A 26,263-nucleotide genomic window follows, 5' to 3' on the forward strand; every position below is an offset into this window, starting at 1 on the left:
GACGCTAGGCCACAACTGAGATCGCCTCGCAAGTTGCCGCATCGCTGCGCGCGCTCCGTTCTGACGCGAGCCCTGCGACCTTTCCGATGATGAAAAGGACGGGACCGCTGAAGGAGACGTCTTTCAGAGCGACCGGAAGCGCCTCCAGGGGAGCACATATTCTGCTTTCCTGCGCCGTCGTACCTTGACACACCGCAAGCACCGGAGTGGTTCCCGGCAATCCCTGCGCGATCAGATTGCGGACGATCTCGGGAATATTGGCCAGGCCCATATAGACGACGAGCGTCGTGTCGGGATCGGCGAGGCTCTTCCAGTCGAGATCGAGCGGCTCGTTCGCCTTGCGATGGCCGGTCACATAGCGCACGCCGGAGGCCATGCCGCGATGCGTCAGCGGCATCCGCGCGGCCGCGGCGCAGCCCTGTGCCGCGGTGATGCCCGGCACCACCTCATAGGCAATGCCTGCCAGCTCGAGCTCGGCTGCTTCCTCCGAGCCGCGCCCGAAAATGAAGGGGTCGCCGCCTTTGAGCCGGACGACCGTGCGGCCGGCGCGCGCCAGCCGGACCAGCATCTCGTTGATCTCCTCCTGCGGCACCGGGTGATGGGCCGCCTGCTTGCCGACATTGATCTGCAGCACCCCGTCCGCGATGGTCGACAGGATCTCCGGCGGCACCAGACGGTCATAGACGACGACGTCGGCCTCACCAATCGCGCGGACCGCCTTCAGCGTGAGCAGCTCCGGGTCACCGGGACCGGCGCCGACGAGATAGACCTTTCCAACAGCCATGATGCGCTCCGCCGAAAACCATCTGCGAAAAGGCAGGCTGGTGCGGCGATCGCTCGCCGCACCAGCCCATGCTTGTCAGTAGACGTCGTTACGGGTGTTGAAGACGTTGAACTTGCCGGTCGGGGTGACCAGTCGCCGGTCACGAATGACCGTCTTCAGAGTCAGCGTCTTGTCGTCGACGACCACGATGGCGGAGTCCTGCGCCTTGTTGTTCCAGACCGAGAACCAGATCTCGGTGCCGTCCTTGTTGTACTCGCCTTGCACCACGCGGCGCGCGCCTTCCGAGATGCCGGACCACTGACCGATCGGCAGCACCTTGTAGGTCGGCTTCTCCTTGGCGAGGTCCTTGATCTTGAACACCGCGACCGACGAGGAAATCTCGGCGTCCGTGTTCAAGGGCGTGTCGACATAGAGGTTCTCCGACTTCGGATGCGTCTTGATGAAGAGCGACCCGCCGCCCTGCCCGTCGACCGTCTGCACGACCTTCCAGGCGAACTGCTTGTGCTTCTCAGGATCGGTGCCGATGAAGGAGATATGCTCGCTGCCGAGATGGCTCGTCGCCCACACCGGCCCGAACTTCGGATGCTCGAGGTTGGCACCGCGTCCGGGATGCGGGGTCTGGCCGCCGGTTTCGACGACGCCGACCAGCTTGTCTTCCTTGGTGTCGACGATCGCGACCTTGTGGCGAGCATTCGCCGCGACAAGGAAGTAACGGCCGGTCTTGTCGAAGCCGCCGTCATGCAGGAAGCGCTCGGCCTCGATCGACGTCACCTTCAGGTTCTTGAGATCCTGATAGTTGACGAGCAGGACCTGGCCGGTTTCCTTCACGTTGACGACGAATTCCGGCTTGAAGTGCGAGGCCACGATGGAGGCCACGCGCGGCTCCGGATGATACTCCTGCGTATCTTCCGTCATGCCGCGGGTCGAGACCACCTTGATCGGCTCGAGCGTCGCGCCGTCCATCAGCACGTATTGCGGCGGCCAGTAGGCTCCGGCGATCGCAAACTTGTCCTCATAGCCCTTGAACTTCGAGGTTTCGACCGAGCGCGCTTCGGTGCCGATCTTGAGCTCGGCCACCGTCTGCGGCGGGTCCATCCAGAGGTCGATCAGGTTGAGCTTGGAGTCGCGGCCGATGATGTAGAGATAGCGGCCCGACGCCGACATACGCGAGATGTGCACGGCATAGCCGGACTTGATGATGTGCTCGATCTTCTTGGTGGCGCCGTCGATCAGCGCGATTTCACCGGCATCACGCAGCGTCACCGAGAACAGATTGTCGATGTCGAGCTTGTTCATCTTCTTGGTCGGACGCTGCGCGACCGGAACCAGGACCTTCCAGCTGTCCTTCATCTCCTTCATGCCGAACTCCGGCGGCTGCGCCGGGGTGTTCAGGAGGTAGCGCGCCATCAGGTCGATGTCGGCCGCCTCGAGCTGGCCCGAGGTGCCCCAGTTCGGCATGCCGCCGGGCGAGCCATAGGTGATGAAGTCACGCAGATAGTCGAAGCCGAGCTTCTTGGTGAGATCCGGCGTCAGCGGCTTGCCGGTCGCGCCCTTGCGCAGCACGCCATGGCATCCGGCACAACGTTCGAAATAGATCTGGTTGGCCTTGTCGAACTCGGCCTTGGTGAGGTTGGGATCGCCCGGCTTGGTGCCGGGCTGCTCGGTCGTGCCCTTGCCGAGAACGTCCAGGCTCGGCTGGTACTGGCCGCCCGGCGTCGTCTTGTGCTGCTCGACGTCGGCAGGTTTCGGCGCCGGGGCCTGCTGCTGCGCGTAGCCGGCCGTCGTCGCACTCAGAAGCAAAAGGCCCGCTGCGGCTACGCCGCCCGCAAGCTTTGGAAACAGGGAAGCTCGGCCTCGCATTACATTCCTCCAGCATAAGATTCCGATGGGAGCCTTATGCAGGGAATTCGACGAACTCTCCTTGACCGCGGTTAATCGCAATATTGATCCACCTCAATGCGCGCGGCCAACAACGCTGCCTGATCCCAGCATGCGATCGCCTGGAATCATCTCCGCCGCCGCACGGCATGTCCTGCCCGCGCTGGCGGCGCTCGCGTCGATGGTGTGCGCTGCAAACGCAGCCGATCTCAGCGTCGCCGCGAGGTTCTTCTCCGAGCCCGTCGTGATCGATCGTGCCGACGGCAAACCGCCGGCGGCGATCGTACGTGCCGCGGACGGGCGCTTGCTCGGCTACGCCTTTTCAAGCCTCGATGTCTCCGGCTCTGTCGGCTACGCAGGCCGGCCGCTCGACATCGTCGCGGCCGTGACGCCCGACGGCATCGTCGCCGGCGCCGAGATTGTCGCGCATGAAGAACCGATCCTGGTGATCGGGATTCCCCGCGATGCGCTCGCTGCCTATGTCGCCAATTTCCGCGGCTTCGACGTGCGCGGCGGCACCACGCTCAAGCCCGCCGGAGAGTCCGCGCGCGGCCCGCACGCCGTCGCCGGCGCGACCATCACGAGCACCGTGATCCGCGATGCGATCGTGCGCTCGGCACGCGCCGTGCTGCGCAGCCGCACCAATGCGCCGGAGCGGGCTGCGCGGCTCGACCGCGAGACCCTGCGCCGGTTATCCTGGTCCTCGCTGCTCGCCGAGGGCGCGGTGCAGCGACGGCTCGTGAGCCGCGGCGAAGCGGCAAAGCTGCTCGGGACGCGGGACAATGAACCCGACAAGGCCTTCATCGATCTCTGGATGGCGCTCGCCACGCCGCCGCCGATCGGCGAGAGCCTGCTCGGCCAGCGGACTTACGAAAGCGAGACGGCGAAGATCGGCCCCGATGACGACCTGCTCCTGATCGGCGCATCCGGGCTCTATTCGTTCAAGGGCACGGAATGGCGCCAATCCGGGACCTTCACCCGGATCGAGATCGTCCAGGATTCGCGGACCCTGCGTCTCAAGCCGGCCGATCATACGGCGGTGGAGTCGCTGCACGCCGCCGGCGCGCCGGAGCTGCGGGAGATCGCGCTGTTCCGCATTCCACAGGCGAGCGGCTTCGATTCGACCAAGCCGTTCCGGCTCGACATCGATCTCGGCGCCGGCGCCGCAGCGAGCGGCCCCACCCTGGTCTCGCTCGATTATCGCATTCCCGATCGCTATTTGATCGCCGCACCTAGCGAGCCGCCCGCGGCATCGACGACGGCCGCGCCCGCTCCGGTCCAGACGGTGTGGCAGGAGATCTGGTGGGCGCGACGCTACGAGATCGGCGTGCTCAGCGCGATGCTGACGGTGCTGGCTGGCATCCTGATCTTCCAGGACGCGGTGACGGCACACGGCGTGTTTTACTACCGGCTCCGGACCTTCTATCTGCTCACGACACTGGTGTTCCTCGGCTTCATCGCCAACGCGCAGCTCTCGGTCGTCAACGTCCTGACCTTCATCCACGCCCTGCTCTCCGGCTTCCGCTGGGAGCTGTTCCTGCTCGATCCCCTGGTGTTCCTGCTCTGGAGCTTCGTCGCATTCAGCATGCTGTTCTGGGGGCGCGGCGTGTTCTGCGGCTGGCTCTGCCCGTTCGGCACATTGCAGGAACTCACCAATCAGCTCGCGCGCCGGCTCGGCATCAAGCAGATCGAGATCCCGTTCGGGCTGCACGAGCGGCTGTGGATGATCAAATATGTTCTGTTCGTCGCCATCCTCGCGATCTCGCTGCGCTCGATCCTGACGGCCTTCCAGCTCGCCGAGGTCGAGCCGTTCAAGACGGCGATCACCATGAAGTTCCTGCGGGAGTGGCCGTTCGGCGTTTACGCCGGATTGCTGCTGCTGGCCGGCCTGTTCGTCGAGCGCTTCTACTGCCGCTATCTCTGCCCGCTCGGCGCGGCGCTGGCGATCCCGGCGCGGATGCGGATGTTCGAATGGCTCAAGCGCTACCGGGAATGCGGTTCGGAATGTCACGTCTGCGCACGGCGCTGCACTGTGCAGGCAATTCATCCGCTCGGCCAGATCAACCCCAACGAATGCATCTACTGCCTGAAGTGCCAGGCCAATTATTTCGACCAGGACGTCTGCCTTCATCTGAAGAAGCGCGCACAGCGGCGTCAGCCATTGCCGCCATCCCCCTCCCCGCCGTCATGAGGAGACACGATGCTCCCTGATCATCCGACACGACGTCGCGCCATCACGATCCTCGCATCGGCCGCCGCAGTCGCCATCGCGGGTCCTGCCCGTCCGGCCCGAGCCGATTTCGAATGGCGGGGCACCGCCATGGGCGCGGATGCGCGGATCCTGTTCAGCGACATCGAGCCCGAGAGTGCAAGGAGCATCGCCGCGCTGGTCGAGGCAGAGATCGATCGCCTGGAACAAGCGCTGAGCCTGTTCCAATCCGGATCGGAGCTGTGCAGGCTCAATCGTGCCGGCGCGCTCGCCGAGCCGGGCGGCGATCTGCGTCGCGCCGTGGCGCTGGCGCTGGAGATCGCGGATGTCACGGGCGGCCTGTTCGATCCGACCGTGCAGGCGCTATGGGAAGCCCATGTCGATTGGTTCGCGGACAAGACCCACACCGGCCTGCCGCCGCAAGCCGTCCTTGCCGACGCGCGGCGGGCCGTGGACTGGCGGCGCATCCGGCTCGAAACGGATTCAATTCGTTTGGGCGAAAACCAGCGCCTGACGCTCAATGGTCTCGGCCAGGGTTACGTCACCGACCGCGTGGCGGAACTGCTGGCGGCCAAGGGGTTCAGCAACATCCTGGTCGATCTCGGCGAGATGCGGGCGCTTGCCCCTCAGCGCGACGGATCGCCATGGCTGATCGCGCGCAGCGGCTTCGCCCCGCTGCATCTGGCGGAAGGCGCCCTCGCCACCTCCGAAGCCTCGGGCTGCGTGCTCGGTGCCGAAGGCACGGCGCATCATCTGTTTGATCCACGCAGCGGCCGCAGCGCCGCGCATTGGCGCACCATCACCGTGCACCATCGCTCGGCCGCAATGGCCGATGCGTTGTCGACGGCTCTTTCCATCGCGTCCGCGGAGGAGATCGAGGCCTTGCTGTCACGGCTGAGCGGCACCGCGATCTGGGCCACCGATCCGGCCGGGCATCACTCAACCTGGGCCGTCGGCCAACACGACGGCATCGTCGGCTGAGCGACGATGCGCGCCGGTCTCCAGTTGGTCTTGGATTACTTCGTCTTGCCGTCGGCGTCGTATTGCTTGAGAAACGCCCAGAGATTCTTGGCTTCGGCCTCGTTCTTGATGCCTGCGAACGCCATCTTGGTGTTGGGCACCTTGGCCTTGGGATCCTTGATATAATCGAGGAAGCTCGCCTCATCCCAGGTGATGCCGGAACTCTTGTTCGCGTCGGAATAATTGTAGCCGGCAATCGATCCCGATTTGCGGCCGTCGAGACCATTGAGCACAGGGCCAACCTTGTTCTTCGCGGTCGCGCCGACGTCGTGACAACTGGCGCATTTCTTGAACGCGGTGGCGCCCGCCGTCACATCCTGCGCGTAAGCAGCACTGCCTGAAGCAGCAGCGACTGCAATTGCGATCAAAACACGCCTCATTTCGTCGTCTCCTGTTTGAGTGGTTCACGCCGGCACGGATTTCGCCTCGGGCCGCATCGCGCGTGAGGCGGACGGTTCGGGGCACATCATCCTCGGCTTCACGGGGCAGCGCGCGCTGATCCGGTCGCAGGCCACGAGCTTGCAGAGCTGCGCCATGTCGCGCACCACCACGTTCGAGGCGCGCACATCGACACCCACCATGCGCAGCTTGGCAAACACCCGCGAGAGCGACTCCGGCTTCAGGCCGAGCCGGCCGGCGATCAGCGATTTGTCGTATGGCAGCGTGATCGTGCATGGCCCCCTGGAGCGCGGCGCGAGCGAGGCGAGAAACTCGGCCACTCTCTGCGTGGCGCTCTGCGCCATCAATTGCTCGATCTGCTGAACCATTCGATGCAGATGTTGCGACGTCGACGCGATCATCGCGATCGCGACGTCAGGCATCTGGCGAATGCAGGCGATGACGTGGTCGGCCGGAATGACCATCACACGGGCCGCAGTGACGGCGCTGGCGGTAGCTGGATAGCGGCCGGCCGTGAATGTGACCGCCTCGGCCAAGCTTTCACCCCTGGTGAGTACGTTGAGGACGGCCTCGTCGCCGGCGGGGGTGACCCGGTACAGCTTGATCCAGCCATCCATGACGACAAAGAAGGCCTGGGCCGGCTCGCCCTGGCGAAACAGCGTATGACCCGGACGGAGGTTGAAGATGTTGGCGGGCCCCAGCAAGACCGCGAGCTCTTGCGGTTCGAGCCCGCTGAAGACGGGTATTTCCGCGGCGATCTCAAGATCAACCGGAGTGGGCGCCATCATCGTCTCATCCCTGATGCTTGATCTTGCTGCCTGACTATTGATCATCCATCGCGTCACATTTTGAGCTGGATCAATTCACCGAAGGGTCGTCTCGCCCGGCGCTCCACGGTCGGCGCGTCGGAATAGCCGCGATGCGACAATCGACCTATTTCCCTCCAAAGCTCTTTGTGGAAGCGCAAACTCCTGCGCGTTCGCAGCGTCAAGGTCCTGAAGTCCCATACGCAGGAGAAACGATGTTCGGCACGCTATGCATGATCGCGGATGAGCCGCCGCGACGTTCTCGAAAAGACATGCAGCAGCAGTGCGACAACAGATGTCGCCGCAAGAACGACCGTAAGTCCCCGAACCGGATCGCTGGAGAGGATGGCCGCAAGCGAGGCACCACAAGCCGCGCCCGCCATTTGCGAACAGCCGAATAACGCCGCCGCCTGGCCTGCCCTGTCGGCGAATGGCGACAGGGCCGCTGCGCTCGAAAGCGGGCTCGCAATGCCGACCCCGAACAGGAAAACCGGAGCGATCATCAGAAATGAACCCAGCGCGATCTCGCCGACCAGCATCAGCCCGAGCAGCGCAACCGCTGCAACGGCGGCCAGAGCAAGACCGGCCGACATCGCAGCTTGGCGGCCGAACCGGGCCGACAGCCTTGGTGCCAGCAGGCCGGCGCCGAACACGATGAAGACGACGCCCGCAAACAACCAGCCGAGAGCGATCGGCGACAGACCGAATCCCTCGAGAAGCACCCGCGGCGCGCTCGACAGGACTGCGTACAAGCCGGCCATGAGAAGGCCTGCGGTCCTTGCGGGCACGCTGAAGCGTGGGTCTCGAAGCAAGCCGAGATAGCAGCGGATGATCTCGAGCGGATGGCGCGGGCCGCCGACCACCTCCAGGGTTTCCCCGACGAAGGTCACATACGCCGCTCCTGCGCCGACGGCGCTGGCCGCGACAAGGACGAACGCAAAGCGCCAGCCGAGGAGAAGATCGATCGCGCCGCCGAGGAGCGGTGAAAAACCCGGGGCCGCCGCGGTGGCGATCGTGATCGACGCCATCACCCTGGTCAGCGCCTGGCCGTCGAACAGGTCCCGGGCGATCGCACGCGACAAGACGGCAACAGCGCAGACTCCGGCCGCCTGAACCGATCGGCCGACCAGCAGGTTCAGGAAATCCCCCGCCAACGCGCACCATGCCGTCCCGAGCACGAAGATGCAGAGCCCGACAACGATCGGACCCTTTCGCCCGAGCCTGTCCGACAACGGACCGACGATGAGCTGCCCTCCGGCGAAGACGATCAGAAACACTGTTATGCTCGACGTCACGGCCGCGCTGGACACGCCGAGATCGACCGCGATCGCCGGCAGGGAGGGGAGGAAGATATTGGTCGACAGGAGCCCCATCGCCGCAAAGGCACAGATCACTGCTCTTGCAGCGATCCCCGTCCGTTGCTCGGGCTTTTCGGCAGCAGCCTTGCCCGTAACGACGTCGCTGCTCATTGCTGTGCCCTCGCTGTATGACATGCAGGATTGCCGGCCTGACCGTCAGCAGCGCCGACCGGACGCCGGCAATTCTGAGCCGTTGCTCGGGGGCGTGTCGTCCTAGGAATGCACGAGAATTTGGCTGGAGAGGCCTTCAACCCGCCAGCGGCGTGGCATACTCTGCCACGAGCCTGACGAGATCGGCCTGCCGCGCCGCGCCGGTCTTTTCGAACAGGCTGCTGACATGCGTCCTGATCGTCGTGTCGGCAACACCAAACGCGTTGGCGATCTCCGGGACCCCACCGATCTCGACGACCGCAAGCAAAACGCGGAGCTCGGTCGGCGTCAGCTTGAAGGCGTTGCCGATCGTCTGCGACGCAAAGGGCATCGCCAGCAACGCCTTTCGAACGAACAGTGCGGCAACGGCGGTATGGACGATGCCGGCGCGCCGACGCGCACCCGATGTCAGGGGCAGCGCATGGGCAACATAGCGTTCGCCGTCGCTGCCGGTCAGCGGCATGGCGATGCCCCTGGTCCCGAGCGCGGCGTCGCCCTGCCCTGCGCCCGCGAAGACCTCTCGCAAGGCCCGGTCGACCTGCGTGTCACGTGCAACGAGCCGCCCGCCGACGGAATTCAGAACTGCGCATGTGGCGAGAATCGCGTTGCCGGCAGCATTCGCGTGAATGAGGCGCCCCGCCATATCAACCAGAAACATGCCGGCATCGAGCCCGTCGAGCGTATCGACGAACGTCGCGACCTCCGCCGCCCTGAACTCGAACATCCTGCCGATCAATACCGAACGCCGGATATGCGGCGCGATCAGCTTCATCTGCCGCCGCGCATGCTCGTCGGCGATGCCGTGTGCCTGATGACGAAAGACGCCGAATATCGCCGCGCTGATCGTGGTTCTGTCGACGACTGCGCTGAGAAAGTCGACCAGGCCCTGAGGTTCGGCCCACTGACGATAGAAGCCGGTCCGGGTGAGTTCGTCGAGCGGGATCATATCTGCGGTCGCAACCGGTTCCTCGAGGTCACCTTGAAAATGCGCAGCGGCAGCCGGATAGATTTCGCGAAACAGCTCCACCGGCAGCGGCCTTTGAAATCCGAAGCTATGGGGGATGGTCGCGTGCTGGACGCCGACATCCTTGCAGAACAGCCCGCCGCCGGTGCCGCCGACAAACCGGGCGGTTCTTGCGATGGCCTCCTCCCACCGGGAAGGATCGATCGCGGCGTCGTAGACGATGCCGATCAGATCGCCGAACTCTCGCGGATCACCGGAATTGACTGGCACGGACAATGTCTGGACCGATCGCAGGTTTCGCGCACGTTTCAGGGGAGCCGGCGCATCTTTGGAGCCTTCCAACCCGATCATCGTCCGCTTCTTTCATGTCAAACCGCCCGCTCACACTCACTTGGCGCAGGCGCCCAGTCATCCTCCGTTCGGAGGATGACCGTCGCGAGGAGGCCGCGAGCAGGCCGTCAACGAGCGACGGTCTCCGCAACTATCACCGCCGGAGCCACTCCGCCTCCTGCAAACCTAGGAGGTCGCAGCCGTGCACCTCGCGCTCAAGCAGATGTGAGGGCTCATCGCGCGGCGCATCGTCGAAGGCCTGGAGGGCGTCACCGCCGGCCTCTGGGCGATGACGGAACCGTTTCAGAACGACACGCGAAGGCCGCCTCTTGCGGTGCCGATCCGGCTCTGGTCCGACATGGCGACGCCTTTCACGGCGCCGAACAGCGTGACGTTCCTGGTCGTGCGATAATCGAAGCCGGCGCCGAACACCGCGCCCACCGTGCTGGCCTGGCCGGGTGTTGCGAACGACAGGCCCTGCCCGATCAGCACCGTGTTGAGCGTGGTGCCGCCGACACGCTGCTGCGCGATGACGCCGCCGTGCACGCTGGTCTTCAGGGTGTGGTCGCCGCCGAACAAGCTCGTCGCACGCGACAGTTCGAGCTCGCCACGCTCCTCGAAGTTCTGCAGCGTGCGGCTGCGGACCGCCAGGTTCTGGGCCGAGCCCGCTTCGGCATAGCCGTCGAAGAAGCCCGCGACGTAGCGCACGCGCGCCGTCGGTGTCAGCAGGTAGCCGTCGCCGATCTGATAGCGCCGGCCATAGGCGAGTTCCGGACTGATGTACCAGCCGTCATACGTCGCCCGCGCCGTCTCCGCGGCGCCGTTGTTCAGCACCAGCCGGCTGGACCTGTTGGAGGAGCCGCCGCCCTGCACGGTGAAATCGAAGAACTGCGCGGCCCATTCGAAGCGGCTGTAGACGCCCGCGAATACATAATCCGTGTCGACGCGCTGCGAGCCGAGATCGACCGACAGCGCTCCCGAGCCGCCGCCGAGGAAGGCGCCGACCAGCCAGTCCGGCCGTATCCTGCGGTCGAGCCCGACCGCCGCGCTCCAGGCCGTGTTGGTGGCGCGCAACGTGGCCGCCGTCTCGTCCTGGGTGCGCCGGCCGCCGAAACTGTTGGCCCATACCGTGATCGGCGCCGCATCGCTCCAGCCGCCGGCGCCGGGCGCCTTGACGAAGCCGCCGGCATGGCTGCTGTCAGGCGCATAGGCCATCGCCATCATCGCGCCGTTCGCAGAGGGCTGCACGCCGCCAAGACGGCCCTGCACCAGCGACGACACGCCGCCGCTGAAATCCATCAACGCGCGATCGGCGAGCGCCAGCGCGGTCGGATCGAGCGTGGCGAGCGTTGTTCCGACTGAGGCCGCGGGATTGCTGTTGGCGTTGGAAAAGCTGGTGTTGAGCACACCGGTGAAGTTGACGAAGGACGGCAGCTCCACCGCTGTCAGCGACGAGACCCGTGTCTTGGGCGCGGCGACGAGGACGTTGACGACGTCGTTGCCGAGCCCCATGTCGACCACGCCGACGATGTGCGAGCCCGGCCGCAGCGTCAGCGTGTCGGCGGTCGAGCTCAACTTGATGGCTGTGCCGCCGGTGCCGATGACGGTGCCGGAATTGTCGATGCTCGTGCCGTTGGCCGGATTGCCCGCCTCGACGCCGATATTGCCCGAGATCGTGCCGGAATTCGCGAGGTTCAGCGTTCCCGCCGCTATGCCCCACTGGCCTCCCAGGATTGACCCGGTATTCACGATCCTTGCATTGGCGCCTGAAATGACCGCTTCGCCGCTCGACATCGTGCCCGAATTGAATAGGTCGACATTGATTGCGCTGATCGCCCGGTTTCTCCCCGATATGGTTCCTGACGTGCTCACGCTGACATCGTTTGCCGAGAGTGTGATGTCACCGGACTCGATGGTCCCGGAATTCGTGACGTCGAGCCTCCCGGTTAGGACGCCAGCGCCGTCGAAGACGGCAAGTCCGAAGACGCCGCCAGAGATGAGGCCGCTGTTCTGGACGGTTGCACTTGTCGAAGCGCGAATAGCGATAAGCACGCCAGTGATGCTGCCCGTGTTCGCGACGTCGACGACGCCGCCAGAAATCCCATCCTGTTGACCTGAGATCCTCCCTGCGTTGAAGAGGGTGACGGTATCGGCGAAAATGCCGGTTCCGCCAGAGATGGTTCCATCCGCCGTGTTGTTGACCGTGGCGGCGACGGCGGCAATGCCGGCACCGATGCTACCTCCAGCGATGGCGCCCGCATTATCGACGCTGACGTTTCCGGCCTGAATTCCGACCAAACTCGATATGCGACCGAAGTTGTGTATGATCGCGGTGCCAGTGTTGCCTGCCTTGATTCCAAAGAAGCCGCCGGTGATGACCCCATCGGCCCCGTTGGTCACGTCGACGAACGCATGGGCTTCGATTGCGGCACCGCTCGGGTCCAGCACCGAGATGGTGCCGGAGTTATCCAACCTGACAATGTCCTGGAATTGCAGACCAGCGAGAACTCCTGTCACGGAAGCGCCTGACACGATGTTGATGGTGTTGCCGGTATCGGTGGCGGAGCCATAGCCGACAGTCCCGTTCTGGTTGTTCGTCACGCCGGTACAGGTGACGATCGCATGGTCGACCGGCGAGACCGGGTCGCAGGCCGCGGCGGCGCGGTCCGTAGATGCGGCTATCGCAATCAGCGGCAGCAGGCGGACAAGGCGGCGGCGCAGCAGATCATGACGTTGGACCAAACGTGGCATTTCCAGCTCCAGAGTGACTCGATTCCGTGTTGCCCATTCACGTACCGGTCGCGCACGACGCCCGCGTCCTGCAAACCTAGGAGACTGCTACCCGCGATCCCTCCATTCTCGCGTGGTGAGATATTTTCGCCACGTCGCTGTCGCATCGCGACCGCTTCAATTCCTCTCGCGCACGAAGACGTAAGTGGCGGAGTACGGAGCAACGAGCGAGGTGCCCGTTGCCTCGCAGGGGCCTTGCACGGCACCACCATGGGTGTCGATCCGCTGCACGATCGTCACCTTCGAAAACACGCCCTCGCCGCGCGTGCTGACGACGCTGAGCTTGAGCCAGGCGATGTCATTCGGCGTCGCGCCCGGAACGCTGGCGACGACCTTGCCGGTGATCGCGCTGCCGTCCACGTTCTCCCAGACCGGGCCCGCATAGTGACGACCGACCGTGGTGCCGTCCGAAATCAACGTCGCGATCGGCTCGCGGAATGTCCAGACCAGCTTGCCGTCGCTGCCGGCCTTGCAGTCGTAGGTCTGCGCGCCCTCGGCCAGCAGGCTCGCAACCACCGTTCCGTCGGCGGCAATTTCCTTCGGCACCACGGACTTCGTCGCTCCGCTGCCGAACGTGACGACCGTGAGGATCAGCGACAATGTCGGGACGACGCTCTGCATGCCTGTCTCCTGCCTGGCGTTCAGCCGACCGTTCAGGTAGCAGTCGCGCGCGAGATCTGCCTCCTGTAAACCTAGGAGGCCATCGCCGGCATTCCCGGATGACGGGCGGGGTCAATCGGCAAGTCAATCGACCTGCGCTCCCCAAAAAACCTAGAACGCCCCGGCGATGGTGAGGCGGAACGTCAACGGCTCCACGGGATGCAGCACGTAATCCATCACGCCATTCTGGCAGACCGACATTGGCGCGGCGCCCGATGTGCAGAGGTTATAGAGCGTGTCGGTCTTGAGCAGCGACCCGTAGGCATAGGTGATCTGGCTGGCCTTCGTGTTGAACAGGTTGAGCGCATCGAGCTGAAGACGCCAGCCATTGTCGATGCGATAGCCGAGGCGGCCGTTGAAGATGCTGGTCGCAGCGGAGCGGAATGCGTTGTCCTCCGTCAGAGGACTCGACGCCAGATAGCGCCAGCGCAAGGCGCCGAACCAGCCGGTCTTCTCGCCCAGCGTGACGCCGGCCGACGCCACCATCGCAGGCGCGTTCGGAACGGAGTTGCCGGGTGCATTGCCGATCTGCGCCTCGGGATAGCCGGCGAGCGAGGCGTAGACCTCCGCCTGCTCGCTGTCATAGTCACGGAAGCGCGCATGGGTCATGGCGAGATCGGCGTCGATGTCGATCCAGGAGTTGGGCCGGTAGTGGTTGGTCCACTCAAAGCCGTAGCGGCGGCTGGCGCGGGTCGCCGAGGTGTCGCCGGCATCGCCGGAGAACAAGATCTCGGAATCCTGATCGAGGATGAAGAGGCTGAGCGAGGTGTCGAGGCCGGGAACGATCCTGCTGCGCACGCCAACCTCTGCTCCCTTGGTCCGCACCAGGACCGGCGACGGTGTCAGCCTCGTTGCGGGATCGCTGGGGTCTTCCGTCGTGGTCGCGCCGCGGGCGTCGTTGGAGTGCATGCCGTAGCCGGCACCGAGGAAGAACTCGGTCTGATGGAACGGGCCGAGCACCATCCTGAATTTCGGGCTGCCGAGCGCGGCGTCCGCGCGGCCGGAATTGTTGGCATTGAACCGCGAGGTGACGTCGGCGGCATAATAGTCGCCGCGCCAGCCGACGCTGGTCCGCAGCCAATCGGTCCAGCGCACGGTATTCTCGGCGTAGACGCCGACGCTGCCCTCGCCAGCCTTGTCGCTGCGGATGTCGGCAAGGAAGCCGCGCCGGAAGGTGTTGCTGAGTGCGAGGTCGATCGCATCATAGCGCGATTGCAGGCCGAAGATCGTTTGCATCGGCAGACCGGCCAGCGAGCCGTTCAGCGTGCGCGAGACGTTGGCACCCAGCATCAGGCGATCGTCATGCTGATGAAACTGGTCGCCGAGCACGGGATCGCTGAGGAAATAGGTGAAGTTGTTGAAGAGATCGAGCTGGCTCTTCACCACATAGGCGTTGGCCTTCCAGGAGCCGAGATCGTCGCTCTGCGCGATGCGGCCCGAGAGCGCAAACCGGTTGGTGTTGCCGCCATCGCTCGGATCTTCGGAACCGAAGCGGTTGAGGAAGCCGGCCGCGATCGCGCGCTGCGGCACCTGATCGGTCGAATTCCATGCATTGGTGTAAGCCATGCCGGTGACGGAGACGCCGTCGGTCGCGGTGCCCTGGCTGTAGCGAACGAGGCCGTTGAGCTTGCGCACATTGTCCGGATTGTCCCACGGCCCGTTATAGGTGCCGATCTCGCCAGCCACGAGCAGCGCGCCCTCCTCGAGCTTCACGGAATTCATGCCGAGCAGGCGGCGGTAGCCGAAGCTGCCGACGCTTAGCTGCGCCAGTCCTTTGGTACGGTCGATCAGGCCGACATGGACGCTGCCGACCGAAGCGAAATCACCTTCATCGGCGAAGTACGGCCCCTTGCGCACATCGACGGCGGCGATGGTTTCCGGGATCAGCCAGTTGAGATCGGCATAGCCTTGGCCGTGCGCATGGGTCCGCATGTTGACGGGGACGCCGTCGACGTTGATCGCAAGGTCGGTGCCATGGTCGAGATTATAGCCGCGCAAGAAATACTGGTTGGCTTTGCCCTCGCCGGAATGCTGCGTCACCATCAGACCTGGCACGGCTTCGAGCGCCTCGCCCGGCCGCGTGAAAGGGCGGGCATTGAGCTGTTCGCCGGAGATGGTGATCTCGCTGGCCATGCCGGGCTGGCTCTTTGCGCCGGAGGCAACGCTGCGCCCATCGGGGGTCTGCGCCGTCGCTGGATCGACGAAGACGCGGCGGCCGGCCGCCGGCGGCTTGGCGGTGCGGCGGGGTGCGACCAGCTTCCTGCGCGCCGAATCTTCGCCGCCGATCTCGATCGGCGGCAACTCGCGTGAGGCGTTGCCGCTTTGCGCGAAGGCGCGGCCGTCATCCGCGAGCAGCACCAGCACCGAGAGAGCCGTCAGCGCGCCGCCACGACAGGGCTCACGCCGCTTCGGTCGCATCGGCGCAGGCCAGAGCTTTCGTTGCGGCCTGCTGCCGACCGCCCTCGAAGATGCGACGATAGAGTACGACCGAGACCAGCCAGGCGATCGCAAACAGCGCGATCACGGCGAATCCGACATTGGCGAGCGACTCGTTGAGGCCGTCGACCAGCATCCACACGCCCCCGGACAGGCCGAGCCGGTCCGCGGCCAAGCCGAGCGCCTCGATGCCACCGATGAACAGCGCCACCGCCACGGAGGCGCCGGTGATCGTGAGGTTGTACCAGAGCTTGCGCAAGGGATCGACGAACGCCCATCGATAGGCGCTCACCATCAGCGCGGAATCGGCGGTGTCGACCAGGGCCATGCCCGCGGCGAACAGCGCCGGGAAGACCAGGACATCTGCCATCGACGCCCCGCGCGCGGCTTCGGTGGCGGAGATGCTGAGCAGGCCGATCTCGGTTGCCGTGTCGAAGCCGAGCCCAAAGAGGAAGCCGAGCGGATACATGTGCCAGGGTTTTGTGACCAGCCGGAACAGCGGCCCGAGCAGCCGCGCGAGGAAACCGCGATTGGCGAGCAGCGTCTCGAGCCCTTCGGCGTCGTGAACGCCCTGCTCCCGCGCCGCGCGAAACGTCCGCCACAGGCCGATGAAGATGACGAGATTGATAGCTGCGATCACCAGCAGGAACAGCGCCGACACCGACGTGCCGATGAGACCGCCGATCTCCTTGAGCAGGCTGTCGCCACCAAGGCTCACCACGCCGAGCGCGAGCAAGATGGTTGCAACCACCACCACGGTGGAATGACCCAGCGCAAAATAGAGGCCGACGCTCTGCGGCGCGCTGCCCGTCTGCATCAACTTGCGCACGACATTGTCGATGGCGGCGATGTGGTCGGCGTCGACGGCATGGCGCAGGCCGAACACCCAGGCCAGCAGCGCCGTCGCCAGCACCGTCGGCCGGTCGCCGAACAGCGCGAAGGCCCAGGCCCAGGCGGCGATGTTGACGGCGATCAGCCCTCCGAACAGCACCAGCGTGCCCGGTTCGATCGCCCGCAAAGTCCGCCTCAAAGCCTGCTCCATCCACCCGATCCCGCAGTATGAGGTTTATCAAGAACCCTCATACTGGCAAGAGCAAGGGCCGCGCGACTTTTCGGCAGGCGGGCCGAAAAGCAGGCAACGGCGGAAGTCACCCCGTTGATTCCATGGAGACTTTTCAGTCCGGCGCGTCACGGCGCCGGAACGGAATGCTGGGCTGCGTTTGACGCAAGCGCGTGCGCGACGATCACATGTCCACGGTCATCGACAGCAGATAGGTGCGCGGCGCTCCCAGAAAGAACGTACCGAACGAGGCCACGCTCGACCAGTAGCTCTCACCGGTCACGTTCTGGATGTTGGCGCGGAACACCGTCTTCCTGCCGTTGATCGCCGTGGTGTAGCGGACCCCGAGATCGAGCCGCGTCCACTCCGGAATCGGCTGCTTGTTCGCGGAGTCCGCGAACTGCCTGCCCGTGTAGATGACGGCTCCGTTCAACGTGAGGTCTCGCATCCACGGTAGATCCCACTCCGCGCCGATATTGGCCTGGACGTTCGGAACACCGATCGGCGTGTTGCCGACATTCGTCGCGACCGCGGTCTTCGTCAGGGTACCGTCCAGCAACGAGATGCCTCCGAGGACGCGGACGCCCTGCATGAGCTCGCCGTAGACGTTGAACTCGAGCCCACGGACTCGCTGTTCGGCGGTCGCCGCGAAGCGACCGGCGGACAGCTCGCCGCTCGCCTTCGAAATCTCGAAGGCGCTGAAGGTTGTTGCGATCCGGCCGAAATCCACCTTGACGCCGGCTTCGTACTGCTTGGCGACGTAGGGCCGCAGCACCTCGCCGAAATTGGACGCGGTCTGCGGCGCCACGTCGCCACGCGCGAGGCCTTCGACATAGTTCGCGTACAGGGAGATATTCTCCACGGGCCTGACGACGAGGCCGACCACCGGCGTAACGGCGCTCCTGTCATAGGACGACGTCAGCGTGCCGACATTGGAGGCATAGTTGTTCGCCTCGATGCCCTGGCGCCGGACACCCAGGGTCAACAGGATGCGCTCGTCGAGCACGGACATGGTGTCGGCAATCGAAAGCCCCGTGAGCTGGCTGTCAGAGAGCCGCGGCCGGTCGCTGATCTCATTGGCGAACTGGGTTGGCGCGACGGTGGGATTGTAGATGTTCGACGCGACCAGAGTACCATTGGTCAGCCGCCGGTACAGCGCGTCATGATAGACCGAGGCCTGGAATGCGAGAGCATGATGGACGAAGCCGGTGTCGAAGCGGGCGCGAAGGCCGCCATCATAGGTGGTTCGATCGATGCTGAGGCCGAAGTACTGAGGCGTCGAGGTCGTATTGCCGCTCGCGCTGACAATGGTTGGGAGACCGAAGAACCGCTCGACATTCGTCCTGGAGCCGCCGACATCCGCAAACAGCGTGACCTGGTCGCTGACGTCGTACTCGGTTCGCAGCAGGGCCGATTGATCGTTGATGCGCGACCATTCCCAGGGCTGGGTCACGTTCAACCGGCCATCCGGCGCCTTCGGCACCTGCAGGCCGGAAGCCATCAAAAAGGGCCGCGACGGCGCATCGAACCGGTCGGTCTGCGCGATCAGATAGAGCCAGGACCTGAACCGTTCCCCTCGATAGTCGAGGGCGAGTGATCCGACACCTGTCGTCTCGGATTGGCGGTTGATGGGCGTATCACCGTCGCGGAGGCTCCCGCTGGCGCGTACGCCCCACTCCTTGCCGTCGCCATAACGACGCGCAACATCCCAATGCCCGCCGAAGCGGGCCGTCGAGCCGTAGCTTGCGGTCAAGCGGGTCAAGTCCTCGTCCGCGCGCTTGGGCACGACATTGATGACGCCGCCATTGGGCGCCATGCCGGAGAGCGCAGCGGAAGGACCTTTCAGCACCTCGATGCGCTCGACGTAGTCCGTGAAGATGCGATAGGTCGGCGCAATTCCGTAAAGACCCTCGAAGGCGAACTCACCGTTGTTGCCTTCGTTGATCGGAAACCCGCGAATGTTGAAGGAGTCCACCACGCCGCCCGTGGGATGAGAACTTCGCACCGACGGATCGAGGATGAGGGCGTCCGCACCCGTTGCCGCCTGCTGATCCCGAATGAACTTGTCAGTGTAGCTCGTCACGCTGAACGGCGACTTCATGGTGCCGGTGTTTCCGAACAGTCCCAGCCGCGCGCCTTGCGCGACCTGACCGCCGGCGAAGGCGGGAACGACACCGGGCTGCGATGGCATTGCGACCGTTGGGGCTTGCGGGGCGCGCCGCGACGTCGATCGGACCGGAGCGTTGTTTCGCCTGGTCGGCGCGCGGCGGGCCGATTGTTTGGCCGGGGCTTCGACAGTCACGGGTGGAAGGGAGCTGCCGCCTTGCGCTGTCTGGGATCGAGCAGGCAATTCAAACCACGTGAGCAACGCCACTCCACCCAACAGCGCCGCGCCGAAGCGCGCTACCGTCTCAACTCCACCCGCACGCTGCATTTCCAGAAAGCCCCTCATCGATAGCCCTCTCTAGAAAGCGGCCATGATCACGGCAACGAAAATGCGTGCGCGGCGACTTAGAATGTCTCGATCGTCAATGACTGCAGTGGACAGCGCATCTGGAACGATTTCAAAGGACGCTTCTCAGTCGCGCAGAATGACGCAGCGCGCTTGGATCTGCGACAGCACGTCACTTGCAAATGCCGCGCTAAGTTTTGGAGCGTGATCTCAGTCGCGCTTCAGCCCGATCGCCTTGACGATGGGAGCAAGGCGAGCCAGCTCGTCTTCGACCAGGCGCTGAAACCTGTCGGGACCTGAACCGACGTCCGGCTCCAGACCCTGTGAGCGATAGCTTTCCTGCAATTTTGGATCGGCCATCGCCGTGCGCGTCGCCGCAGCGATCCGCTCCACGATCGTATCCGGCGTTGCTTTTGGAGCGAACAAGCCAAACCAGCCGGCATATCTGAGATCCGGCATGCCCTGCTCGATCACCGTCGGAATATCAGGCGCGCCGTTCAACCGCCGATCGCTCGTCACGGCGATCAGCCGCAGCTTGCCAGCAAAGTGCAATTGCAGGATCTGGCTGGAGACCACCGCGATCACCGAAGATATCTGGCCGCTCACCAGGTCGTTGGTCGCAGGCCCCATGCCGCGATAGGGGACGTGGATGAAATCCGCTGCGAGGCCGGACTGCATCCTTAACATCTCCCCGACGAGGTGATTGCCGGTGCCGACGCCCGGAGTGCCATAGGACAGCTTGCCGGGATTGGCCCTGGCAAAGATGATCAGCTCCCGCAGGTCCTTGACCGGCAAGGCAGGATGAACCGCGAATGCGAGCGTGCTGGTGATCAGGCGGTAGATGGCACGGAAATCACGAATCCCGTCATAGGCCGGCTGCGCCGAGGACAAGGGAATCATCACTTGCGTGCTGCCATTGCCGAGCAGCAGCGAATAGCCGTCCGGCGCGCTCTGCGCCACCGCGGCTGATCCGATCGCGCCGCCGGCGCCGCCGATATTTTCGACATAGACCGGCCCCAGCAGCGGAGCAATCCTGTCGGCCCAGGGACGGCCGATCTGATCGCCCGCGGCGCCGGCCGTATAGGGAATGACCAGCCTGATGGGCCGCGAGGGGTAATCGTCAGCGGCTGCGGCGCCGGGCCAGGCGGCCAGCGTTGCGATCTGTGCCGCCGTATTGAGCAATTCTCGTCGTGAGAGGGACATCGTCGACGTGTTCTGGACCGTACGAGACCATCTTGCACGATCGAGGAGATCGCGATCGGTGGATTAAGGGTTTGGTAACGATACGAACGCGGTTGAACACATTAATGCAAATCGCAGGCCGCTGGTGTCTAGCCCGTAACGAGCCTGCTATAAAGCCCAGCTACGGCTCGATCGATGGTCGCGAATTGTCCGGTTTCCCTGATTGCACATGAACAAGCCCAGCAACGATTTCGACATTGTCATCGAGCAGTCGTTCGACTTTTTGTCCGAGGAGTACGCCGAGCTGTTCGATCGCTCGGCGGCGACCGCGTTCCAGCATCCAATCTGGCTGCACAGCCTTTATGCCCGGCTTGCTGCAAATGCCGGTGCAACACCTCTGGTCGTCGTGGTCCGTGACCGCGCGACGGGAACGCTTGCGATGGTGCTGCCCCTGCTCCGGATGCGGCGCGGTCCGATCCGGACCGTCGAGTTCGCCGACCTGCGTGTCTCCGACTATCTGGCCCCGGTCTGCAGCCCGGACGTGTTTGCGCGGCTGCTCGGCGACGCCGATGCATGCGCGGAGATCAGGCGCCTCGTTCGTCCGTTCGATCTGCTTCGCATGACCAAGCTGCCCGACGGGCGGCTTCCGATCGAAAATCTCCTCGGGGCCTCCCGCCGGGTCTCGATGGAGACCAATGCCTACGCGACGGTTCTCGTCGCGCCGTTCGAGCAATGGCGTGCCAGCGCGATCGACCGCTCCTATCAGAAGGAGCTCGCAAAGAAATCTCGCCAGCTCCAGAAGAAGGGCGCGCTGAGCTTTGCTTGCTGCGACGACAACGCTTCCGTGCTCGAGGCACTGGAGGTGATGAAGAAGTTTCGCGGCCCGCGCTTTCAGGCGCAGGGCGACGGCGACCTGCTGCAGCGTCCCGAATATTTCGACTTCTACTCCGACGTGGCCCTGCGTGGTCTCGGCGGCTTCGTGCGCCTCTACGCCATGAAGATGGACGGCGAAGTGATTGCGGCCGTGCTCGGACTATGCCATCGCGACAGCTTCCTCATCATCATGAGCGCCTTCGACATCGCCGGATACAAGAGCCAGTCCCTGGGCGCGCTGATGTTCGAGCAGGTGGCACGCGATTGTATCGAGCGCGGCGATCAGATGCTCGATTTCACCATTGGTGACGAGCCCTACAAGAAATTGTTCGGCGGACAGCCGTCGCCGATGTGGGCGGTCACGCAGGCCGGCAGCGCAATGGGCGCCGTCGCCCTGTTCGCGCTGAACCAGGCGCCCTGGCTCAAGCTCGCGGCCAAGCGATTATCGGATTTGCGGCTCCTGCCCGCCCGCACGCCGACGCCGACCCGCTGACCGACGGCAGGCGAAAGAAGCGCAGGCCTCAGGCGCGCAGCGCGCCGCGAACGCGTCCAATCCAGCCCGGATGCATCTGATCGACACGGTGCGCCAGGCTGCGCCGCAGGAAGTGCAAGCGGCGCCGGACGTCCCAGCCGATATCGTCGCGGGACGTCAGCGCCTGGCGGAAGCGCGCCATCTTCAGGGACTGCTGATCCGCCGCGATCTTGTCGCGATCGGAATAGAATTGCGCAATCTTCTCCTGGCCCATGCCTGATGTCGCGAGCCATCGCGGTGCATATTCGGTGCAGAGACGATCGACGTCCACCAAGAGGCGCGCGACACCGGTGCCGGCGGCGGGGCAATTGGTCTGGAACGCATCGCCGATGAGCACGATTCCGGGCTGCAGATGTCCTTCGACGACGGTCAAATCCATCACCCAGTTCTGGACCCGGTCGATGACGCGGAAATCGCCGAGATAGGGCCGCAAGCCCGGCAGCAGGCGCAAAACGGTCGCCTCCGGCTCGCGACGCAGCTCGCGCATGATCGGATCGGTCGGGTCGCGGAACATGAAAAGATTGGCCCGCATCCCGGCGCGGACGGGAAACAGGCTGAGATAGTCGATGCCATCCGCCGTGCGCTCGCCATAGCAGGTCAGCGCCTCGAAATCGAACGGGCGGCCGTCCTGGCGGGTAATCGTGAAGCCGAACGAGACCGAGTGGCGCTCGGCCAGCACGCGCCGCTTGATGCCGAGCTTGTAGCCGAGCGCTCCCGCCATGCCCGTGGCGAGAACGACGAGGCGCGCGGTCACGCGCCGTCCGGAGGCCAGTTCGAGATGCTGGACGTCGTCGCTGCAGTTGATCGCGGCGACCTCGTCGACGATCAGGCTGGACGGATCGGGCATCTGGCTGCGCGCCATCGCCACGAGATCGGCATAGGGAAACCCGTAGGCCTGACCGACACTGACGTCGACCACCTTGCCTTCCCGGATATTGAGCACCTGATCATATCGACTGGCGACACTCTCGAGCGCATCGAGAAAGCCCAGCTTGCGCAGCATCGCCAATTGATGGCCGCCGATCTTTTCGACCCGGAATTCGTCCGGGTAGACCGCCCGCTTGTCGATCAGGGCGATGCGATGCCCTGCCCGCGCCAGCACGGCCGCCGCGAGCGATCCCGCAAGGCCGCCGCCGACGATCGCGATGTCCGCAACGATCGGCTCGTTCACGGTTTTGTCCGCCGTCATGATCTAGGCTCCCACGGTCAACTAAAGTCGCACGTGCAATTCTCCGGCCTGATGTCGCATCACGCGGCCAAACGCGATCATTTCTCGATATCGAGGTTAACGGGCGGGAGGGCCGCTCATCCTGACGACAAGCCGGCACGCCTCTTGCTGGGAATTCCCCGTCAATTGCGGTTTCTGGTGGCCGATCCCGCGAGCCATTCGCCATCCGACCGCTGATCTCGGCCTTCTCGGCCATCGTTGCGGCGATACGCCGTCAGACGGTCCGAGCCGGCCTTGCTTGATTTGGGACAACGGGAACGACGATGTTCCACAGTGAAGCAAGCGACGTCACCGCGATATCGTCGCCGAAGGCAGAATCCTGCATGTCGCCCATTAACACTCGTGTTTTTTCGGCATGCTAGCTTGTCGCCGGCGCCGTCTTCAGGAGAAAGCAGCTCCCTAAACTTCCATGATCGAATCCATCCTCCAGCTTCTGCGGCGTGACGTCACGCGCGGTGTCGTCGGGACCATCCTCCTCAAGGTTGGCAGCGGCGCGCTCGCGTTTGCTTTGTTCTCGCTGGCGGCACGAACGATGTCGCCCGATGGCTTCGGCATCTTTGCGACCTGGCTTTCGGTTGCCCAGATCGCCGCCGTCGTGGGACTGGTCGGCCAGGAATCCTTGCTGGTGCGCTTCCTGAACGAGTATCAGGTCGGCGACAGGCCGGATCTCACCAAAGGCGTCCTGCTGTCGAGCTTCAAGATCACCTCGATCGCCATGCTGATCGTGATCGCGGGGATTGCCATCGCGGCCAACATGAGAGGCGACTGGTGGGTGCTGATCCTCGCGGTGTCCGCGTACACGGCCGTGAACGCCGGCGTGATGCTTGGCAGCCAGATCGCACGCTCGCTGGTCAGCATTCTCATGGGCGAAGGAAACCGCGAGTTCTTCTGGCGGGTCATCGTCGTCCTGTTCCTGCTCGTCATGCTGGTCGGTCATCGGCAGCTCGATCCCGCCGAGCTGATCGCCGTGATGACGATTGCCATGTCGGTCGGGCTGGCTGCGCAGATCATCTCGATTGCGCGCGTTCTGCCGAATTTGCGCGGCACCGCTGCGGGTTCCGAGACATCCCGCTGGCGATCGAGCGCCCTGCACTTCTGGCTCGCGTCCATCCTCGAGGTCGCAAACCAGTATTTCGACGTCATCTTGGTCTACTGGATGCTGGATCCGGCGACGGCCGGCATCTACTTCGCCGCCTCGCGCCTCGCCAACATATTCGCCATGGTGTCCGCGGCGCTGTACACATTCGGCGCGCGCCGGCTTCCCTCGCTGTATTTCAGCAAGAACCATCGGGAGTTCGAGCGAACCTTGCGGTTGATGGCGGAGGTGACCGCGCTTTGCGTGGCCGCCGGGCTCGCCACGATCTGGATCGGCGGCCCCTATCTCCTCAACCTGTTCGGACCTCATTTCACCGAACAGCATTCGGTCCTGATCGTCCTCGCCATCGGAACGGCCATCCAGGCTGCAGGCGGCCCGGCGGCTGCCATCCTGCAGCTGACCGGCCATGAACGAATCTATGTTCCCGTCGTTGCGGCCAACGTCGCGCTGCGCCTTGCGGGATTTCTCGTTCTCATCCCCTGGCTCGGCGTGCTTGGTGCTGCGATTTCCGCCACGGTGTCGCTGGCGCTCGCGACCATTGCCCTGAACGTGCTCTGCCGCCGCCGGACGGGAGTGGATCCTTCAATTCTCGTGCTTCTGCGCTTCAGCGCATTGAAGCGCGGCAATTATGCGGTTCGCGGCGCCGACTCCGGTGAGTAGGTCGGGTTCACGCGCCGGCGACGTGCAAGATCGATTGGTTAACAGGCTTGCTGCGCAGTGTCGGGGAACCCGTGAAATGGCTGCGCCAACGATGGCGATGGCCGGGCCTTGCATTAACTCCGTTTGTTTCTAGTCGGTGTCCACGCGATGCCCGCATGATAGGTACGGAGTTAAGAAGGTGAAGATTTCGTTTCTCTAGCGGGTCGGGATCCGTGCTGCACTATCAGCCAAACAAGGAATTGGGCGAGACGACCGCGGCAGCACCCGCGCAGTCGAACGGCAGCGGACGAAAGCTGCACGTGCTTCTCGCGCAAACCCAGGCCGAGAACGCCGGCGCGCAGGAGATCTCCAGGCTGCTCGGCGCCGGGCTGACCGCGCGCGGCTACCGCGTCACCAATCTCTTCTTCTTCCGCAAATCGGATTCCTTCGATGAGCCGCCCGATACGCTCTATTGCGCGCCGAGCCGGCCGGGCAATCCATTGGCGCTGCTGCGGATGCTGTGGACGCTCGCCCGCCATATCAGGACGGTCAGGCCCGACGCCGTTCTGACGTTCCAGCATTTCGGCAACGTCATTGGCGCCGGCATCGCGCACCTCGTCAGCCGCGCACCTGTCGTTGCCAATCAGGTTTCATCTGCGCTCGCGATGAGCCGGCCGGTCCGCACCGCCGACATCGTCATGGGCAGCCTCGGCTTCTTCGACCGCATCACGCTCAATTCGAAGGACATGGAACGCGAATATTCGCGCTACCCCGCGGCCTACCGTTCGCGCATGGTGCATGTGCCGCACGGCTTCGACGACAAGGCGCTCACGCTGTCGAAGGACGCGGCCCGACAGAGATTCAATCTGCCGACCGATCGCGTCTTGCTCGGCTGCGCAGCGCGGCTGCATCCGCACAAGCGGCTCGACATGGCGATACGTCTGCTGCCGGATCAACCGTCCTGGCATCTCGCGCTCGCCGGCCAGGGCGCCGACGAGACGCGGCTGAGGCGGCTGGCTGACGAATTGAAGGTGTCGGACAGGCTGCATCTGCTCGGAGAAATTCCCCCGAGCCGGATGGCGGAGTTTCTCGCCTGCCTGGACGTGTTCGTGTTCCCGACGCAGGCCGAGACTTTCGGCCTGGCTGCGGTCGAGGCCGCGAACGCCGGGGTTCCCTCCGTCGTGACCGATCTTCCCGTCCTGCGCGAAGTGCTGTCTTACGAAGGCAGGCCGACCGCGCTCTTCGTCGATGCCTCCGATCATGCGAAGCTCTCGGCAGCCGTCTCGACGCTGCTGACGGACCAGCATTTGAGCGGCGAGCTGCGACAAAACGCCAAAGGCCTGAGGTTGCGCTATTCGGTAGATGCCATGGTGGAGGAATACGTTCGAATTCTCGACCAGGTCATTTGACCGGACGA

At 64.4% G+C, this 26,263-nt stretch carries 18 protein-coding genes; 5 read left to right on the forward strand and 13 right to left on the reverse strand.

The genetic code is table 11. The features are described 5' to 3' along the window. Positions 1-4: 4 nt before the first annotated feature. Both cobA and RPS27_RS33610 read right to left on the reverse strand, forming a co-directional pair. A complete protein-coding gene (gene cobA, locus RPS27_RS33605; protein WP_212066858.1) occupies positions 5-784 on the reverse strand; it encodes a uroporphyrinogen-III C-methyltransferase in 780 nt (259 codons plus the stop codon). A gap of 75 nt (positions 785-859) precedes the next feature. Further along, positions 860-2,644, reverse strand: coding sequence for a nitrite reductase (locus RPS27_RS33610; RefSeq protein ID WP_283818370.1), 1,785 nt, complete (start codon positions 2,642-2,644; stop codon positions 860-862). Positions 2,645-2,774: 130 nt separating this feature from the next. Between RPS27_RS33610 and RPS27_RS33615 the strand changes: the two genes are divergently transcribed. After that, positions 2,775-4,853, forward strand: a complete 2,079-nt coding sequence (locus tag RPS27_RS33615) for a NosR/NirI family protein (protein WP_212066860.1) — start codon at positions 2,775-2,777, stop codon at positions 4,851-4,853. A 9-nt stretch (positions 4,854-4,862) separates the two neighbouring features. Continuing rightward, the gene (locus tag RPS27_RS33620) at positions 4,863-5,852 is read left to right on the forward strand and encodes an FAD:protein FMN transferase (protein ID WP_212066862.1); all 990 of its coding nucleotides are present in this window, start codon (positions 4,863-4,865) and stop codon (positions 5,850-5,852) included. Positions 5,853-5,887: 35 nt separating this feature from the next. On the opposite strand, the gene RPS27_RS33625 is transcribed toward RPS27_RS33620, so the two are convergent. The 10 genes from RPS27_RS33625 to RPS27_RS33670 form a co-directional block, all read right to left on the reverse strand. Next, positions 5,888-6,271 carry a cytochrome c family protein gene (locus tag RPS27_RS33625; protein WP_211418227.1) on the reverse strand — a complete coding sequence of 128 codons (384 nt, stop codon included), beginning with the start codon at positions 6,269-6,271 and terminating at the stop codon, positions 5,888-5,890. Between the two features lie 24 nt (positions 6,272-6,295). Then, a complete protein-coding gene (locus tag RPS27_RS33630; RefSeq protein WP_313754968.1) occupies positions 6,296-7,078 on the reverse strand; it encodes a Crp/Fnr family transcriptional regulator in 783 nt (260 codons plus the stop codon). 245 nt (positions 7,079-7,323) lie between these two features. Continuing rightward, entirely contained in the window at positions 7,324-8,565 is a 1,242-nt protein-coding gene (locus tag RPS27_RS33635; protein ID WP_212066864.1) for a Bcr/CflA family efflux MFS transporter, read from the reverse strand. Positions 8,566-8,701: 136 nt separating this feature from the next. Further along, positions 8,702-9,550 carry a LuxR C-terminal-related transcriptional regulator gene (locus tag RPS27_RS33640; protein WP_313754969.1) on the reverse strand — a complete coding sequence of 283 codons (849 nt, stop codon included), beginning with the start codon at positions 9,548-9,550 and terminating at the stop codon, positions 8,702-8,704. Between the two features lie 651 nt (positions 9,551-10,201). Next, entirely contained in the window at positions 10,202-12,649 is a 2,448-nt protein-coding gene (locus RPS27_RS33645) for an autotransporter outer membrane beta-barrel domain-containing protein (protein WP_212066868.1), read from the reverse strand. Between the two features lie 156 nt (positions 12,650-12,805). Further along, the gene (locus tag RPS27_RS33650; RefSeq protein WP_212066870.1) at positions 12,806-13,309 is read right to left on the reverse strand and encodes a DUF3455 domain-containing protein; all 504 of its coding nucleotides are present in this window, start codon (positions 13,307-13,309) and stop codon (positions 12,806-12,808) included. A 150-nt stretch (positions 13,310-13,459) separates the two neighbouring features. Continuing rightward, the gene (locus RPS27_RS33655) at positions 13,460-15,766 is read right to left on the reverse strand and encodes a TonB-dependent receptor (protein WP_212066878.1); all 2,307 of its coding nucleotides are present in this window, start codon (positions 15,764-15,766) and stop codon (positions 13,460-13,462) included. Next, a complete protein-coding gene (locus RPS27_RS33660; RefSeq protein ID WP_212066880.1) occupies positions 15,747-16,826 on the reverse strand; it encodes a HoxN/HupN/NixA family nickel/cobalt transporter in 1,080 nt (359 codons plus the stop codon). The genes RPS27_RS33655 and RPS27_RS33660 overlap by 20 nt, the downstream gene beginning before the upstream one ends. A gap of 202 nt (positions 16,827-17,028) precedes the next feature. Continuing rightward, entirely contained in the window at positions 17,029-19,035 is a 2,007-nt protein-coding gene (locus tag RPS27_RS33665; protein ID WP_313754970.1) for a TonB-dependent siderophore receptor, read from the reverse strand. Positions 19,036-19,506: 471 nt separating this feature from the next. Continuing rightward, positions 19,507-20,499: a Bug family tripartite tricarboxylate transporter substrate binding protein gene (locus RPS27_RS33670; RefSeq protein ID WP_212066884.1), complete on the reverse strand. Its 993-nt coding sequence runs from the start codon at positions 20,497-20,499 to the stop codon at positions 19,507-19,509. 208 nt (positions 20,500-20,707) lie between these two features. Between RPS27_RS33670 and RPS27_RS33675 the strand changes: the two genes are divergently transcribed. After that, complete coding sequence (locus tag RPS27_RS33675) at positions 20,708-21,844, forward strand: GNAT family N-acetyltransferase (RefSeq protein WP_212066886.1); 1,137 nt, start codon at positions 20,708-20,710, stop codon at positions 21,842-21,844. 28 nt (positions 21,845-21,872) lie between these two features. On the opposite strand, the gene RPS27_RS33680 is transcribed toward RPS27_RS33675, so the two are convergent. Further along, the gene (locus RPS27_RS33680) at positions 21,873-23,072 is read right to left on the reverse strand and encodes an NAD(P)/FAD-dependent oxidoreductase (RefSeq protein ID WP_212066894.1); all 1,200 of its coding nucleotides are present in this window, start codon (positions 23,070-23,072) and stop codon (positions 21,873-21,875) included. 448 nt (positions 23,073-23,520) lie between these two features. Between RPS27_RS33680 and RPS27_RS33685 the strand changes: the two genes are divergently transcribed. Further along, positions 23,521-24,867: a lipopolysaccharide biosynthesis protein gene (locus tag RPS27_RS33685; protein WP_211418239.1), complete on the forward strand. Its 1,347-nt coding sequence runs from the start codon at positions 23,521-23,523 to the stop codon at positions 24,865-24,867. A gap of 212 nt (positions 24,868-25,079) precedes the next feature. Beyond that, a complete protein-coding gene (locus RPS27_RS33690; protein ID WP_212066896.1) occupies positions 25,080-26,255 on the forward strand; it encodes a glycosyltransferase family 4 protein in 1,176 nt (391 codons plus the stop codon). Positions 26,256-26,263: the final 8 nt, after the last annotated feature.

This window comes from Bradyrhizobium sp. WYCCWR 12699, from assembly GCF_032144035.1.
Lineage (GTDB): Bacteria > Pseudomonadota > Alphaproteobacteria > Rhizobiales > Xanthobacteraceae > Bradyrhizobium.